17 protein-coding genes are annotated in these 16,221 nt (G+C 50.7%); 6 read left to right on the forward strand and 11 right to left on the reverse strand.

Annotated elements, in window-relative coordinates:
* From BLS03_RS07345 to BLS03_RS07385, 9 genes are all read right to left on the reverse strand, one after another.
* Nucleotides 1-793: MATE family efflux transporter (locus tag BLS03_RS07345; protein ID WP_143015603.1), on the reverse strand; the 793-nt coding region annotated here is incomplete at its 3' end.
* 3 nt (nucleotides 794-796) lie between these two features.
* Nucleotides 797-1,420, reverse strand: coding sequence for a cysteine hydrolase family protein (locus BLS03_RS07350; protein ID WP_218122000.1), 624 nt, complete (start codon nucleotides 1,418-1,420; stop codon nucleotides 797-799).
* 86 nt (nucleotides 1,421-1,506) lie between these two features.
* Nucleotides 1,507-2,304, reverse strand: coding sequence for an ABC transporter permease (locus BLS03_RS07355; protein ID WP_093271652.1), 798 nt, complete (start codon nucleotides 2,302-2,304; stop codon nucleotides 1,507-1,509).
* Nucleotides 2,304-3,173 carry an ABC transporter permease gene (locus tag BLS03_RS07360; RefSeq protein WP_176765543.1) on the reverse strand — a complete coding sequence of 290 codons (870 nt, stop codon included), beginning with the start codon at nucleotides 3,171-3,173 and terminating at the stop codon, nucleotides 2,304-2,306. The genes BLS03_RS07355 and BLS03_RS07360 overlap by 1 nt, the downstream gene beginning before the upstream one ends.
* Nucleotides 3,163-4,230: an ABC transporter ATP-binding protein gene (locus BLS03_RS07365; RefSeq protein WP_093271658.1), complete on the reverse strand. Its 1,068-nt coding sequence runs from the start codon at nucleotides 4,228-4,230 to the stop codon at nucleotides 3,163-3,165. The genes BLS03_RS07360 and BLS03_RS07365 overlap by 11 nt, the downstream gene beginning before the upstream one ends.
* 8 nt (nucleotides 4,231-4,238) lie before the next feature.
* Nucleotides 4,239-5,423 (reverse strand): ABC transporter substrate-binding protein, encoded by a 1,185-nt coding sequence (locus BLS03_RS07370; protein WP_093271661.1) that lies wholly within the window; start codon nucleotides 5,421-5,423, stop codon nucleotides 4,239-4,241.
* Between the two features lie 287 nt (nucleotides 5,424-5,710).
* Nucleotides 5,711-6,823 carry an ABC transporter permease gene (locus BLS03_RS07375; RefSeq protein ID WP_093271663.1) on the reverse strand — a complete coding sequence of 371 codons (1,113 nt, stop codon included), beginning with the start codon at nucleotides 6,821-6,823 and terminating at the stop codon, nucleotides 5,711-5,713.
* The gene (locus BLS03_RS07380; RefSeq protein WP_093271666.1) at nucleotides 6,823-7,746 is read right to left on the reverse strand and encodes an ABC transporter ATP-binding protein; all 924 of its coding nucleotides are present in this window, start codon (nucleotides 7,744-7,746) and stop codon (nucleotides 6,823-6,825) included. The genes BLS03_RS07375 and BLS03_RS07380 overlap by 1 nt, the downstream gene beginning before the upstream one ends.
* A gap of 13 nt (nucleotides 7,747-7,759) precedes the next feature.
* A complete protein-coding gene (locus BLS03_RS07385; protein WP_093271668.1) occupies nucleotides 7,760-8,722 on the reverse strand; it encodes an HlyD family secretion protein in 963 nt (320 codons plus the stop codon).
* A 155-nt stretch (nucleotides 8,723-8,877) separates the two neighbouring features.
* On the opposite strand from BLS03_RS07385, the gene BLS03_RS07390 reads away from it, so the two are divergent.
* The 5 genes from BLS03_RS07390 (at nucleotide 8,878) to codA (ending at nucleotide 13,983) form a co-directional block, all read left to right on the forward strand.
* The gene (locus BLS03_RS07390) at nucleotides 8,878-9,537 is read left to right on the forward strand and encodes a CerR family C-terminal domain-containing protein (RefSeq protein WP_176765544.1); all 660 of its coding nucleotides are present in this window, start codon (nucleotides 8,878-8,880) and stop codon (nucleotides 9,535-9,537) included.
* Nucleotides 9,538-9,746: 209 nt separating this feature from the next.
* On the forward strand, nucleotides 9,747-10,025 hold the full coding sequence (gene cowN / locus BLS03_RS07395) for a N(2)-fixation sustaining protein CowN (protein WP_093271676.1): 279 nt from the start codon (nucleotides 9,747-9,749) through the stop codon (nucleotides 10,023-10,025).
* Between the two features lie 270 nt (nucleotides 10,026-10,295).
* On the forward strand, nucleotides 10,296-11,552 hold the full coding sequence (gene codB, locus BLS03_RS07400; protein ID WP_093271678.1) for a cytosine permease: 1,257 nt from the start codon (nucleotides 10,296-10,298) through the stop codon (nucleotides 11,550-11,552).
* Nucleotides 11,553-11,554: 2 nt separating this feature from the next.
* Complete coding sequence (locus BLS03_RS07405; RefSeq protein ID WP_093271681.1) at nucleotides 11,555-12,727, forward strand: PucR family transcriptional regulator; 1,173 nt, start codon at nucleotides 11,555-11,557, stop codon at nucleotides 12,725-12,727.
* An 11-nt stretch (nucleotides 12,728-12,738) separates the two neighbouring features.
* On the forward strand, nucleotides 12,739-13,983 hold the full coding sequence (gene codA, locus BLS03_RS07410; protein WP_093271683.1) for a cytosine deaminase: 1,245 nt from the start codon (nucleotides 12,739-12,741) through the stop codon (nucleotides 13,981-13,983).
* Between the two features lie 120 nt (nucleotides 13,984-14,103).
* Here codA and BLS03_RS07415 read toward each other — a convergent pair whose 3' ends face one another.
* Together BLS03_RS07415 and BLS03_RS07420 are read right to left on the reverse strand one after the other, a co-directional pair.
* Nucleotides 14,104-14,583 carry a DMT family transporter gene (locus tag BLS03_RS07415; RefSeq protein WP_093271686.1) on the reverse strand — a complete coding sequence of 160 codons (480 nt, stop codon included), beginning with the start codon at nucleotides 14,581-14,583 and terminating at the stop codon, nucleotides 14,104-14,106.
* Between the two features lie 9 nt (nucleotides 14,584-14,592).
* The gene (locus BLS03_RS07420) at nucleotides 14,593-15,027 is read right to left on the reverse strand and encodes a DMT family transporter (protein WP_093271688.1); all 435 of its coding nucleotides are present in this window, start codon (nucleotides 15,025-15,027) and stop codon (nucleotides 14,593-14,595) included.
* 130 nt (nucleotides 15,028-15,157) lie between these two features.
* Here BLS03_RS07420 and BLS03_RS07425 point away from each other — a divergent pair, with 130 nt between their 5' ends.
* Entirely contained in the window at nucleotides 15,158-16,114 is a 957-nt protein-coding gene (locus BLS03_RS07425; RefSeq protein ID WP_093271690.1) for a LysR family transcriptional regulator, read from the forward strand.
* Nucleotides 16,115-16,221 lie beyond the last annotated feature (107 nt).

Raw genomic sequence — 16,221 nt, forward strand, 5'->3', positions numbered from 1 at the left:
AGAGGGACGATAACGACACCAGCCCCATTTCGGCGGCGTAAATACCACCAATCGGCCAACCGAGTTTAAATATTGCCCGCGCTGAAGCGAGCACATCACCAACCGGAATCGACAACATCTGAGTAGAAAGCAGTTGATGGCGACGGCAATACAGCGCTAACCCCAGCAAAATCATCCACCAGTTAAGGCTCAGCGCATAACCCGCCCCAGCAATCCCAATCCCGTAGTCACTCAGCACCCATAGCCAACTGATTGGAGCGTACACCAATGTGGCGACAAAAAATGTCCACATCACCACTTTGGCGCGCTCTACTGCGGCTAAATAATAGCGCAGCACCGCGCTGCACAAGATAGCTGGAATGCCCCACGCATACGCTTGGCAAAATGCGCCTGCCAGCTTCACCACTTTGCTATCGACTTGAGCAAAACTGAGCAACGCTTCGATGTTACAAAGCGCAACGATCAGCACAATAGAAACCGCAGCCGCCATCACCAGCGCGGCGGCGACAATTTGATTTTGGGTGGCTTCAACCGCGCGATTTTGGCCGCGCGCCTGAGCAATCAAGGGTTGTAAACTGGCCAAAATACCTTGGGCAATCAAAGCGATAAACGCCGTTAAGCTGGTGCTTAGACCGCCCGCCGCCAGCGCCACGCTGTCCAAGCGCCCTAAAATAAGGCTGGCAGTGATGGTCATTAACATTTGCGCCAATTGCGCCACCGCCAGCGGCATAGCGATAGCAAGTAGCCGCTTACTCTCTAACACTCGAGCAGACGCGGCAAGGGAGTGCGCCATCGATTAATCCTTGTTTGAGTGTAATGCCATCGCCGCCAGCATCGCATCACTATGACAAATCGCGCCATGCTGCAGATATTCCATCGCCACTAAAGATGCCTGATGCGCCTCTGGGCTTGAACCTGCAGTGCAATCTTCTACGACGCGGCAATGGTAATCGTGTTGATGGCCATCGACGAAACTGTAGTGCACGCAAACATCGGTAAAGCCGCCAACCATGATCAGAGTGTCGGCTTTAAACGCTTTAAGCATGATTTCCAGCCCAGTGCCAAAGAATGCCGAATAACGCTGCTTTTGAATGATGAAGTCATCGTCACGAATGCCCATCTCCTCATAAGCCAGCGGTGTTCCCGCCGCACCATCAAGGCAGTGGATGTTCTCGTTACCATCGAGTTCGCGGCCATAATCGAGTTTGCTCTTATGGTGAATTTCCTGAATAAATACGATCGGAATGTCGTTATCACGGGCGCAATCGACAATTTTACGCGCTCTGGCGTAACGTTCGGTCGAATCGGGCATAAAAGGCATGGTAGCGCTTGGCTTGTACGGCAGAAAACACCCTTTTTGAATATCTATCACCAGCAATACAGGGTTGCCAGTTAACATCGGATTTGGCTTTTTATTCACAATACTATTTCCATTGATGACACATTACATGTCCGTTTAAATTAAAAGGGTTACGCGCTTTAAATTGAAATGTCGGCGCTTTGAAATCAGTTTTTCGCGCCCATCAGTTTGGGTAGATTGCCTACCCGCGCAATCAGGCTAAAAGCCACCAAGTCGAGGACTAAAAACAGCACCGCGCTGACGCACATGGTGGGTTGAAAGCCCATGCGCATGTTGTTGAAAATCTTGATGGGTAGTGTTTGTACCTGAAAGCCCGCGACTAAATAGGCAATGATGTATTCATTGAGGCTTGAGACGAACACGAACACAAAACCTGAGCAGACATAAGGCAAAATCAGCGGTAAGACGATGGTGCGCATCACATCGCTACTGGTGGCGCCCATGGTGGTCGCCGCTTCGATCAACATGCGGTCAATGCTGTTAAAACCGATGACAATAAAAGCCAGCGGCATAGCGGTAAACACCACCGCATGGCTCGCCACGGTACTGGTCGCAAGGCCAGACATACCAAGCTTGCTCCAGTAAACCAAAAACACAATCGCCATCACCACTTGCGGCAACATGATCGGCATAGAGCCAAACACATTGAGCAACTTGGTCAGCAGCGAAGATTTACGCCAACTTGCCCACGCAATTGGCAGCGCGATGGTGATGGCCAATGATGCCGCGCCAAGCGCGACTTTAAGAGATGTCCACAGCGAGTCGGTCCAGCCGGCATCATTAAAAAACGCCACATACCAGCGCCAACTTGGATCGGTGGGAGGAAAAACCATCAAAGGTTGGCGATTAAAACTCACCCCAGTAACCAGCAGCAGCGGCATCACCAGATAGGTGGCAACAATCAGTAGGAATAGCCCAATCGCAATACGCTTAATGTTCAGCATCAGCACTTCCCTCTTCGCGATAACCAAAACAGCAATGACGCCACCAGCAAAGTCACCGCCAAAAGCAGCAACGACATGCTCGACGCCAACGGAAAGTTTTGCGCCGACAACGCCACTTGACCAATGATCACCGCCAGCGGCCAATCTTCAGGGCGGCCAAGTACCAGCGGCGCGGTGTAGGCTCCCATCGTTGAAATAAACGACAGCGCCAAAGAGACAAACAGATTCTTTTTACTCAGCGGAATCGCCAAGCCAAAAAAGCTGCGCAGCGGCGTTGCGCCCATGGTATGCGCCGCCTCAATTAGGCTGCGATCGAGCCTTGAGAGCGCGGGAAAAAGCAGCAACACGCTAAATGGCACCGTGATGTACAAAAGGCTGCAAAACACAGTGCCAACACTTGGGATCAGCGAAGCGGTTTTGGCCATCAGTCCAAGATGAATCAATAACTGGCTGACCCACTGTTTATGTGACAGCATCACTTGCCAAGAGAACGAAATCAGCACATCAGAAAGCGACAAGGTGCTGAGCAAAAAAATCAGCCACAAGGTCTGTAATTTGCGGCTCATGCCGGTGATAAGCCAAGTGAGCGGAAACGCCACTGCGATACCAAGAATCGACACGCCTAACGAGTAAAACAGTGACCAACCAAGCGCGCGCATTACGCCATAATCGCCAAATTGACCAAATGACTTAAACGTCACGCCATCGCCCCACAGTGTTGCGATATCCATTGGCGCGACACTCACGCGGATAAGCAAAAGTGATGGCACAAATACGCACACCAGCAGCAAAATGCCGGGCCAAGAAATAGACAGCCAGCGCGATATGCGATCCGACGGCTCGATTTGCAGCGATAACTCACCCGCCATACGCCGCCTCCTCGCTTTCAAGCACCACTGAATGCTGTGCATCAAAACCAAAGCCAACCAAATCACCAAGTTGCAGCGCCTTATCTACCGAACTGGTGGTGGCGATGATTTCCATACCACTTTGATGGCGCAGTCTCAGCTCAAGCGAGCTGCCCATATCGCGAATAAATTCCACCGTCGCAGGCCAGCCTTGACCGGGTTCACATAGCTCAATGTGCTCTGGGCGAACCAGTAAAGTGCAGGCCTCGCCAACCACCAATGACTCTGGGATCTCGCGATGAGTGACGCCGCGACCAAACAATTCGAGCTCATTGCGACCAAGCACTGATGCACTAAACAGATTACTTTGACCAATAAAGCTGGCCACAAAACGATTGGCTGGACGGCGATAGACCTCCTGCGGCGACCCGACTTGCTGAATCACACCATCGCCCATCACCACGATGGTATCGGCGATGCTCATCGCTTCACGCTGATCGTGAGTCACAAAGATAGTGGTGATCTTTAGCTTTTGCTGCAGTTGGCGCAGCTCAACTTGCATATGGTCGCGCAACTGGGCATCAAGCGCCGAGAGCGGTTCGTCCATCAAAAAGATCAATGGCTCTTGAGCCAGCGCTCGCGCAATCGCAACGCGCTGACGTTGGCCGCCAGAGAGCTCATCAACACTGCGCTCACCGATGTTTGGCAGCTGAATGAGTTCAAGTAGTTGCTCCGCTTTTTGCTTGCGCTCACTTGGCAACACACCGCGCAGCTTCAAGCTATAGCTGATGTTGTTGGCAACATTCATGTGCGGATACAGCGCCAGAGACTGAAACACCATGGCAAAATTGCGTTGGTGCACCGGCGTTTTAGTGATCTCTTTGCTGTTGTAAGAGATCGACCCGGAGGTCGTCTCTTCTAAACCCGCAATCATGCGCAGCAAGGTGGTTTTTCCGCATCCCGATGGCCCCAAAAAGCACACAAATTCGCCTTGCGGCACTTTGAGCGAAACGTTTTTAACCACCTCAGTTCCTGAGTAGGACTTACGTAAGCTATTCAGCTCTAAACCATAAAACATCGCTAACCTTACCCTCTCAACATGCGTGTAAATTGTTGCTCTAGGTATTCAGCGTGGTTCATGCGCGCTTCGGTAGCGATCATGATGGGTTTGGTTTCTGATGACACCATAGCGAACTCTTTCTCGCTCAGTGACAGTTTGGATTTGGGCAGCAGTGGCGCGCACATCAGTTTGCGAGCGATAATGTCTTGCGCCTCTGGGCTGCTGCTCCATTCAAGGAACAAGCGGGCTTGATCAATTTTCTTCGAACCACTTGGCTGACACCAGTAGTTGACCCCTTGTAAACCGCCCTCTTTGGGGAAGATTGAATGTACTGAAGTGCCGTTATTTTCAAGATACACAGCGGTGTCGTGAACAAAGGTTCCGCCGACCACTTCTTCGTTTTGCAACGCGGTTTGCATGGTGCCTTCACTTTGCCACCACAGCTTAACGTTCGGTTTGATCTCCGCGATTTTGGCAATCACTTTATCAATACCTTCGCGAGTATTAAGAATATCGTTACCACCGAAATACAGATTGGCGGCAATTTCCCACATTGGCGATTGCGCGCCGCTCTGTACGCCCCAGTAATTCGGGTGGTTCTCCCACAACACCGACCAAGAATCGGGCTGGGTGTCGAGCATGTCTGGGTTGACCACCATGGTCATGAAATACGCAAGCGCGCCGACCGCATCGACACCTTGGTCAGTTTCACGTCGATATGGCGTATCCAAGGCCTGAACATTATTCAAGCCTTTGGCATCAAAGCTGCGCCAAAGGTTACGCTTGCGTCCACGAAGCACCTGAGCATCCACCATCATGCACAGATCCATTGGCACCTTACCGGCTTTGTTGGCTTGCGCCAGTTGCAACATAAATTGCGAGCCAGAAGCTTGGTCAACACGCTGCACCGGAACACCGGTCGCTTTACTAAATTCCGGAAAAAATTCGCTGGCAAACATCTGGCCAAACGAACCGCCAAAAGTCGAAATTTTCAGCGGTTCATCAGCCCAAGCTTTACGAATAAACGGTACTGGAAACAGTGAGGTCGCCGCCAATGCACCCGCTACTTTGAGGAAGTGACGCTTACTAGCGCCGTTTGCGTTTAAGGTATCCGCTGGTGTTAGAGTCAGCTCTTGTTTGGCGTCACTGCCAAGCTCAGGTTTGTCCATTTTCTTCATCGCTTTGTCCCATATATTAAACACATGATTCATATATTGTTCAAAGCATCAAGCATGCCAAACATCAGTAAACCAAATAATGAGCATGGAGATATGTCTACAAATGACTGTTTTATCAATTAAATGTTTTTTATAAATCATCATTCGATATAACAATTAAACGTTTAACGTCATACTTTGGTGCACTAAAAATGAGCAACATTGGTGTGAAATGCACAATGTTGAAAACAGACAGCGCACGAAATCGCGCGCTTTATGAGGATTGCATTGCTCACTGGTAATCACCTAGGAGCCAATGACGGTGAGCAATGGAATGGGAATCAGTCTAACGATTTTTTAAACCGCAGCGAGGCAAGCACAATACCGATCAGCGTAAAGCCGAGCAGCCAGAGTGTATCTTTCCACATCTCACTAAGCTCGGCGCTTCGCAGCACCACACCACGGATCAGGCGCATAAAATGCGTTGCGGGCAACACTTCAGCAATCCACTGCGCTACCACGGGCATACCTTCGTAAGGGAACATAAACCCCGACAGTAAAATCGAGGGCAGCAGCACAAACACCGTCATTTGCATTGCCTGCAGCTGTGTTTTCGCCACGGTTGAAATCATCAGCCCTAAGGTTAGGCTGGCGCAGATAAACAGCAGCGCCGCGAGAAATACCTGCACTAAATCGCCATTAATCGGCACCGCAAAAATGAAATGCCCAAGCCCAAGTACCAAAGCAACTTGCACCATACCGACAAAAATATAGGGAATGATTTTCGCCACCATCAACTCAAGTGATGTCACTGGCGTGGTGATCAGCAGCTCTAAGTTGCCTTGCTCGCGCTCACGCACAATCGCAATACTAGTAAACAGCACCATGGTCATGGTAAGAATCACCCCCAGCAATCCAGGGACAATGTTGACCGCTGAGCGCCGGCTAGGATTATAAAACAGCGCAATTTCAAAGGTTTTGGTTTTAGCGTTCGGGTCGACTTGCTGATTGGCAAGCTTGTTATTGGTAGTGAATGGCATATTTTGCAAACCTTGAATGGTCGCGCCAATCACGCTGTCAGAGCCGTCGACCATCCATTGCGCCAGCACTCTATCTTGGGCAATGCGCTGATTAAGATCGGGGGGAATCACTAAAGCTGCGCGAATCTCTCCAGCTTGAATCGCCTTTTTAGCTTGATCCGCTGATACATACACGGTTTTAAACTCCACTACCTGGGACGCGCGCACGGTTTCACTAAGCAGCCGCGAGGCTTGGCTGTGGCTTTGATCCACCAGCCCAACCGGAATATGGCGCACATCGGTATTGATCGCATAACCGAACAAAATCAGCTGCACCAGCGGAATCATAACAATCATGCCAAAGGTCAGCCGATCGCGTGATAACTGACGTAGCTCCTTAAATACTATCGCTTTGATGCGAACCAAGCCGTTCATTACGAATGCTCTCCGGTGACGCTGACAAACACATCTTCAAGGGTTGGTCGTGCGATGCTGAGCTCAGCTTGAGAGAGAGTTGGAAATTCACCGCGCAGCCAGGCAATGGGGTCGAGGACTTGCTGATAAATCAGCACGCGCAGCCTCACCCCAAGCTGCGCGGCAGAGCGCACTTGGGGACGTGTTAGTAGCTCAGCCTTAAGCTGGCGCAGATTCGGCGCTTTGACTTCAACAATATTCACTCCCATGTTGGCCATCAAACGCTCTGGCTCATCATCGGCGCGCAGTTGCCCCGCTTCCATGATGGCCAAACGATGGCAGCGCTCGGCTTCATCCATATAGTGAGTGGTCACCAAAATCGTAGTGCCCGCCTCTGAGAGATCAAACAGCTTTTCCCAAAAATCGCGGCGGTTTTCCGGGTCAACCGCCGAAGTCGGTTCATCAAGAAACAGCAGCTTAGGGCGATGAATGGTCGCGGCGGCCAACGACAAGCGCTGCTTTTGCCCGCCGCTCATTCCGCTGACTAATTGCCTGCGCAGCTCACTTAAGCCATAAGTGGCGATCTGTTGCTCACAGCGCTGCTTGAGTTCGCGGCCGCGCAAACCAAAAATGGTACCGATAAAGCGCAGGTTCTCTTCTGCATTGAGGTCTTGATAGAGAGAGAATTTTTGCGTCATATAACCGATATGGCGGCGCAGTTGGTCGGCTTGTTTTGGCATCGAATAGCCGAGCACTTCGACCTCACCCCCGCTTGGGGTAAGTAACCCGGTCAAGACACGAATGGTGGTCGACTTGCCGCAGCCATTCGGGCCGAGAAAGCCGTAAATTTTGCCCTTCGGCACCGACAGCGAAATATTGTCTATCGCGGTGAAATCAGCAAACGTCTTACTGATGTTACGCGCCTTAATCGCAAGCTCACTCATGGCCTTTCCGTCATTACTCCAAATCCACTTGCACTGGAATGCCGGCAGGTAAGCTTGGGCTCGCTTTAGGCAGATCAATTTCAGTGAGATACACCAAACGCTCACGGTCTTGTTCGCTCATGCTGCTGTATGGCGTGAAAGCCGCTTCCACCGACAACCAGCGCACCGTGCCAGTAAGCGCTTCGCTCAAGCCATCAACATGCACTGTCACCTGCTTGCCCACCGTAAGCTTGGCGCGATAAGGCTCGGGAACATACACCCGCGCATAAGGCGCACTGCTGGCTTGCAATATTGCGACCGCACTGCTGGCGGGGACACGCTCACCCAGATGATGCGGCAGTGAGTCCAAAATGCCGTCGCGAGTGGCAACCACAGTGAGATCACTGAGTTTTTGGCTTTGGTAAGCGACTTCTTGCTCGGCGGCGGTGAGTTCGGCTCGAGCTTGGTCAATTTGTTCTTGGCGATAACCCGCCGAGAGTTTTTTCCAATTTTGTTCCGCAGCTTCAAAGCTGGCTTTGGCGGTGTCACGCTCAGCCAGCGCATTATCAAGGTCTGATTGAGACGCCAAGCGGCGCGCGACGAGTTCCGCCACCCGCTGATACTGTTTATCGCTGTCGGTAAATTTGGCTTTGGCACTGACCCAATTGGCTTTCGCTTGCAGCACATCTTCGGCGCGCTCACCATTAAGTAACTGGCTCAGCGCGGCTTGCGCTTTGGTTTGCAGCGCCTTTGCTTTATCAAGTAGTGCTTGCTGGCTAACGCGGTTAAACTCAACCAGCACATCGCCTTTGACAACCGGCGCGCCCTCTTTGATTGGCAGCGCTTCAATCACTTCACTTACCGGTGCAATCAGCGCAACTCGCTCGCGCTCAAGCATCCCCAGCGCCTGTTTGGGCACCGGCGGCGAGCAGCCAAATAACGAGCTCAGCGCCACCAAAAGGCAAAGCCCAGCGAGAGTTTGTTTCACATCAGCCATGTCATCACGCCTATTCGGTTATCAATCCCAAGCACCGATTTCCGGCTCTTTTGCAATGGCAGATTCGGTCGCTCGTTACGCTTAGTTTAAATTGAATTTAATTTTAAACTAGACTAGAGTTGGTCAAATATCAAGCGTCAAAAGCAAGGATGATAATGACAATTCGAAAAACCTCGACTCGCGCAGACGGAGAGCAAACTCGGCAACGTATTTTGGCCGCCGCAGGCGAGTTGTTTGCCCAAACGGGCTTTGCCGAAACCACCAATAAAGCCATCGCTGCAAAAGCCAAAGTGGACCTTGCCTCGATCAATTATCACTTTGGTAATCGCAGCGGTTTGTATCAAAGAGCGCTGGCCACCGCTCATCGCCAGATTATCAATATCGACGATTTACACGCGCTGCAAAATCAAGCTCTGGCGCCCGAGCAAAAGCTCACTCAATTTATCCAATTGGTTTGCCAGCGAACCCTAAGCGAACCGAGTTGGTATGCGCAGATTCTGGCGCGCGAGGTGCTGTCGCCAAGCTCCAATCTCGCTGTGCTGATCGACGAAGAAATTCAACCCAAAATGGCGATTCTCAAGCGCCTGCTCAGCGATGTGTCTGGCATACCTGAAACTGCGCCGGAGCTGATGCCATGTTTGATTAATTTGGTGGCGCCGTGTTTGATGCTACTAGTGACGCGTAACCTCAGCCCTAACCCACTGAAAATGGTTCATGCGATGCCGCCCAGCGAAGTTATCGACCATCTGAGCTGCTATGCACTGGCTGGACTTAAAGCGGTTGGAGAGCGTTATCAACAGCAGCAAAGCCGATAAAATAGAGCCACACAAACAGTGCGAGCAAATGGCATCAGTTACTGATAATGGAATGACTAACGTCATTGGCAGATGTATGACAACTGCGAGGTTTTGTCCGACAAACTTGGCAAACAAAAATATAAAAACCCTTTAAAACAATAACTTAAAATATGGAACAAAGTTTGCTCGCAGAAAAGTTCCCTTTGCTAAATATGGTGAGTTGTTTTATGTCTGAACCCGACCGTTATATCTCTTTTTGCAATATCGATTGCGACAAAAACGCCATTTTGCTGGTCTCTATGTTGGAAACCCATTTACAAGCCAATCATGGCGCGCAGCAGTGGCACAGTTACTTTGCGAATAAACGCCAAGAGCAAGCCAACATGAAACGCGATGATCTCAACTTTGTCGGTAATCAGCTCAATATGCTGTATGAATACTTTCGTGAATGTGAAGACCAAGAAGCCCTCGCTCTGCTGTATCAAATTGAACAAGAATGCTGCTAACGCAGAGACCAATGCCAATATCTCATCGAATGGTTGATTGTTGTTACGCAGTGGCTTCGCCATAATTCATTGCACCACACCAAGTTGGTGCAATGAGATCATAAATAGTGCATAACCCCTTCTTTACAGCCAACAAACCGTACCAAAACGACATCTCTTTAAAATTAATTCGTACCAAATGCCCACTTCATGCCATATTTCTTATTGGCACAAAGCTTGTTTACGCCTTGGTGATGACCTCTTTCACCCTCACACGCAGGAAACCACATCATGCAGGGAAATAACGATTACCCATTGAGCGCCGTGCCCGCCGAACATCGCAAAGGCATAGTGTCAATGGTGGCACTTTTGGTCGGCTTTACTTTCTTTACCTCGACCATGTGGGCTGGCGGCCAGCTTGGCACCGCTTTTTCGCTCCACCAACTATTAACCATCATCTTTGTCGGCAACCTTATTTTAGGTGTTTACGCCGCCGCGCTGGCCTACATCGCCTATAAAACTGGGCTGAATACTGTGTTGCTGGGGCGCTACTGTTTTGGGGAGTACGGCAGTAAGCTGGCGGATTTTGTGCTCGGTTTTACCCAAATCGGTTGGTACGCTTGGGGCGTGGCAACGATGGCGATTGTATTAACTAAGCTGTGCAACTTAGATGAAAGCTGGCAAATTCCTTTGATGATCCTGTTTGGTTTCGGCTTTTGTGTCACCGCTTCGATTGGCTATCGCGCGATGGAAATTCTTTCTAAAGTGTCGGTACCCGCGATGCTGCTGTTCATTGGTATCTGCTTCTACAAGGGGCTGATTGATGTCGGTGGGATTGGCGAACTGTTTGCAATTGAGCCGCAAGACAGCATGAGCTTTGGCGCCGCCATTACTGTGGTGATTGGCACCTTTATCAGCGGCGGCGCACAAGCCACCAACTGGAGCCGTTTTTCCAAAACCGGCAAAGTCGCGGTGATCGCCACTCTATTTGCGTTTTTCCTTGGCAACGGCCTGATGGTGTTTGTCGGTGCGTTTGGCGCGATGATTTACCATCAATCGGATATCGTCGATGTGCTAGTGGCACAAGGCTTTATGATCACGGCTGTACTGATGCTGTTTGCTAATATCTGGACGACTCAAGATAACACCATCTATAACTTCGCGGCGGCGGGCTGTAACCTATTTCGCACCGACAAACGCGGCCTTATCACTGTGATTGGCGCGGCGGTGGGCACTGTGCTAGCTATCTTTGGCATGTATAACTATCTGATTCCGTTTTTAGTGCTGCTTGGCACCTTTATTCCACCGATTGGCGCCATCATCATGACCAACTTCTGGTTTGTGCACCGCGCCAATCCGCCAAAACTTGGCGATATCGACTTACCTAATTTTGATGCCAAAGGCTTGATTGCCTACGTGCTTGGTTCTGGCGCGGCTTACTTTTCACCATGGATGCCACCTTTGGTCGGCATTGTGGTTTCAAGTATCGTTTATATGTTACTTGCCAGCGTCTTAGCGCCGCAGCGTAACCAAGTAAAGGCAGGCTAACCTTGATTACCGTTGGCGATATTCCAAGCATTAGCGGACTTGAAGCAATTACCCTGCGCACCCACTCGCGATTGGCCGATAAAGTCATTCGTTGGCCTTACATCGCCGAGGAGCACGACTTAGCGCCTTGGCTAGTCGGCGGTGAAGTGATTTTTATCACCGGCATTAACCGCCGTTGGAGCGATGAAGGCTTTGTGCGTTTACTCAAAGTCGCAGCGGATAAGAACGCCGCTGCGGTGGTGGTGCTAACCGGTTCAAATCACATCAAAGAACTGAAAAACAGCTGGGTTCGCTATGCTCAACAAGCTCAGATGGCACTGCTTGAGCAGCCCTACTCGCTGCCGATGGTGACCGTCACTGAACGCTTGTCCAACGCCATCATTCAAAGCACATTTGCGGCGCGGTCCAAGCAGTGGTTTTTAATGCAGATGATTGAAAACCCGGAGTCACCAGAGCCAATTACCTTAGCGCAAGCTGGTGATATTGGTCTGCCAACACAAAATCGACTGGCGCTGGCAATGGTGCTGCCGTGTGATAAATCGCGCCACAATCTAGAATCGTGGCAATTTGCCCTGCGCGAGTTTCTTAATCGCTGTCAAAGCCCGTTTCCTTTGATTGAATACCGCGCAGGTTGGCTGTTATGTGTGCCGGAAAACGATCAATTGCCAGACGTCCGCGACCTCAGCCTGTGGCAGCAACTGCATCAGCAGCTACAACAAGCAGGGATGAATTCAAGTATTGGCCTCAGTGATGCGCCATCACTGGCGAAACTCAACAAGCTGGTGTTTCAAGCCCGCCAGTGCAGCGAATTCATTCATCGCCATTTTCTCGGTCAACTGTTCCATCACACCACTTTTGGACTGCAGCGGTTGTTCGCCGCTATCGACGATCCTCTGGCGCTGAGCGAATTTTGCCAACAAACCCTTGGCCCTTTACATCATAGCCAGCAAAGCGATCATCAACAGATTAAACTGACTTTAGAACACTACTTTAATAACCTTGGTTCACTGCGCGGCACCGCTTTGCAGATGGGTATTCACCGCAATACCGTCAGTGGACGAATTCAGAAATTCGAACAACTCACCCAACTGAGTTTGGACGATGCCAACCATCGGCTGGCGATTCAAAACGCACTTATGATTGAGCGTTTTATTCAGCCAGCGCAGAAGCCATAACGAGGACTTTTATGAAAATCATCAACGCCCGGCTGCGCCACCAATCCGAACTCTTCACCATCGAGTGTCAAAATGGTCTGTTCTCAAATATCCAAAAGCAAACTGGCGTACTGAGCGAGCCTTGCGATATTGACGCTAAACAGCAACTGGTGTGCGCGCCGTTTGTTGAGCCGCACATTCACCTTGATGCGGTGCTAACCGCCGGAGAGCCGCGCTGGAACGCCAGCGGCACCCTATTTGAGGGCATCGAATGTTGGGCTGAGCGCAAAGAAATGCTGAGCATTGACGATGTGCAAAGCCGAGTACTCAAAGCCGCTGAACTCTTAATTCACAACGGTGTGCAGCATATTCGTACCCATGTTGATGTGACCGACCCATCCCTCACTGCGCTAAAAGCGATTGTGCCGCTGAAAGAAAAGCTTGCGCCCTATCTTGATTTGCAAATCGTCGCCTTTCCGCAAGAAGGTATTTTGTCGTTCCCCAACGGCAAAGCACTGATGGAACAAGCGCTGGAGATTGGCGCTGATGTCGTCGGTGGCATTCCGCATTTTGAATACACTCGTGAATACGGCGTCGATTCAATGCGCTGGGTGGTCGATTTGGCGCACAAGCACGACAAATTGGTTGATGTCCACTGTGATGAAATTGACGATGGCAACTCACGCTTTTTAGAAGTGTTGGCCACCGCTGCATTAGAAACGGGCATGGGCGATAAAGTCACCGCCAGTCATACTGTTGCGATGCATTCATACAACAATGCCTACTGCTCAAAGCTGTTCCGCTTGCTAAAAAAATCGGCTATCAACTTTGTCTCTTGTCCAACCGAGAACACGCATCTGCAAGGCCGCTTTGATACCTTTCCAAAGCGTCGTGGCATCACTCGAGTGAAAGAGCTGCGCAACGCTGGTATTACCGTGGCGTTGGCGCAAGATTCGATTCAAGACCCTTGGTACAGTTTGGGCAATGGCAAACTGCTGCGCCAAGTGGATTTCGCCCTGCACGCTTGTCATATGATGGGTTATAACGATTTTAAAACCGCGCTCGACTTTATCACCGACAACGGCGCCAAAGTGATGCACATTCAAGACCGCTACGGCATCGAAGTGGGTAAACCAGCAAACTTTATTGTGCTGCAAGGTGAAGATGATGTGGCGGTGATTCGCGAACAAGCTGACGTGTTGTGGTCCGTGCGCGGCGAACACGTATTGATGCAGCGCGAACCCGCAACGCTCAAACAAACCGTGTCGCTGGCGTAATCACCGAGAGCGTAACAATCGAAGCCGTAATAAACCGCGCAAGCGCTCGATTGCTAAGCATACAAACAACCAGCAAAAAGCCGCGCTATATTGGCGCGGCTTTTATTTTCTAAACTCAAATTATGGCTGCGTTTTTACCTTTAGCGGCTCAGATTTCGGCTCACGGCTACTCGCGTAAATAAAATACAGCGCAATCCCTAAGCACACCACCGCGCCAAGTCGAGTGGTGGAAAAGGCAATCGGCTGATTTCCTAACCACCCGAAATTATCGATCACCATGCTCATAAACAGTTGACCGAAAATGACGGCAACGGTTGCCACGGCTGTGCCGATGCGCTGCACCGCAAACACCATAATCACAATGTACGGCACGCCGCACAGTGCGCCCAACAACTGCCATTTGGGCACATCCAATAAGGTTACCGCGTGTTTAGGCTCAAAGAAGAACACCAGCAGCGCGGTCACTAAAGCGCCCACCGAAAAAGTCAGAAATGCGCTTCGCAGCACCCCGACTTTGCTGCCCAGTTGACCATTAATCGCCGCTTGAATACTCAAAGCCGCGCCGCCAATGACCGCCAATAAAATCATTATCAATGTCATGTTACCCTCCTACCCTTGCGCCACTAAACCAAGCGCCGCGATGATAAAAATCAGCGCTGCCACACGTTGCCGATTCACAGGCCGATGCGGCGTACCAAACAAACCGTAATGGTCGATGATTAGGCTCTTAAACACTTGGCCAGCCAACACACCAATCATGGTCAGCGCGATACCAATGCTCGGTGTGGCTAAGGTTAAAATCACCACATACACTGGGCCTAAAATGCCGCCAACGAGTGTCCAGCCTGGCTGAGCAAAAAATGAAGGGCTATTGCGCGGGCTGAAAAACAGCATCAACAAAAATGTTAGCCCCGCGCCAACACCAAAAATACTTAGCGTTGCCCAAAGCTCTCCCACCTGATGGCCAAGCGGGCCTAATAAGCCGGCTTCAACTGACAACCCCATGCCGCCAATCACCACCAGCAGAATCAAGATTAACTGCATAGATACACTCCTATTATTGGTCGGCAAAGCTTACATTGAAGTGCTTTATTGAAAAATGACATAATCTAGGAATGACCTGTGCAATATTTGCAATAGTAGCTAACCCAATCGCCACGATTCTTGGAGTCCTATGACTGATCTCAATTCGATCAATATTCGCGCGCTGCAATTTTTTATTGCCGTATTTGAAAGCCAAAGCTTTTCTGTGGTTGCAAGGCGCCAAGGCGTTTCGGCTTCAATGGTGTCGCGTGTCATTCACCAACTTGAAGATGCATTAGGACAGCAGCTTTTTTACCGCAATACGCGCGCCGTGATTGCCACCGAAGCCGGGCGGCTGTTTGTCGATTACGCTCGAGCAATGACCGAGCAGCTCGGCGCACTGCAAACCGAATTGCAAGACCGCGCTCAAGAGCCGACCGGCCTAGTTCGAATCAACGCGCCGGTATTTTTTGGCCAGCGCCATATCGCGCCTTGGCTAGCCGGCCTTGCGACACGCCACCCTAAACTGCAGATCGATTTAACGCAGACCGATGACTTTATTGATCCACACCGCGACGCTGCTGATGTCATTTTTCGCATCGGCCCGCTGACTGACTCTTCTTTTCACGCGCGCATTATTGGCAAGCAGCACTATCACCTCGCGGCCGCGCCAAGCTATATCGAAAAACATGGTGCACTGAGCACGCCAGAGCAACTCAATCAGCATCAAGCCTTGGTCTATCGCGGCTCATCAGGCCCTAACCGCTGGCTGTTGCGCAAGGCAAGCAAGACAGCAAGTCCTTGGACACAGGTGCAACTTAACCCGCGCCTGATTTCAAACAATGCGGAAACCTTGCTTATCGCGGCGTTAAACGGCATGGGCTTAGTGCTGTTTCCAGATTGGCTCATTGGCGATTATTTGCAGAAAGGTCAATTGGTGCAGGTACTGCCAAGCTATGAAGCGGTCATCAATACTGAGCCACATCATATCGCGGCTATTTATCCGAATGTGCGCCACCCACCGCTCAATGTGCGTGCGGTGATTGATTACTTTATCGAGGTTTATGGCGCGCCCTTGTATTGGCAAATGCCCGCCAATTCGCAGTAAGAAATTGGCGGGCCGCAATACGGTTCGCTAGCCATCGCCAAACAGAAATCAAAGAGTGACGAACAAAGAAAAAGCCGCGCTATATTGGCGCGGCTTCATGACTTAAT

The organism is Vibrio xiamenensis (assembly GCF_900100015.1).
Lineage (GTDB): Bacteria > Pseudomonadota > Gammaproteobacteria > Enterobacterales > Vibrionaceae > Vibrio > Vibrio xiamenensis.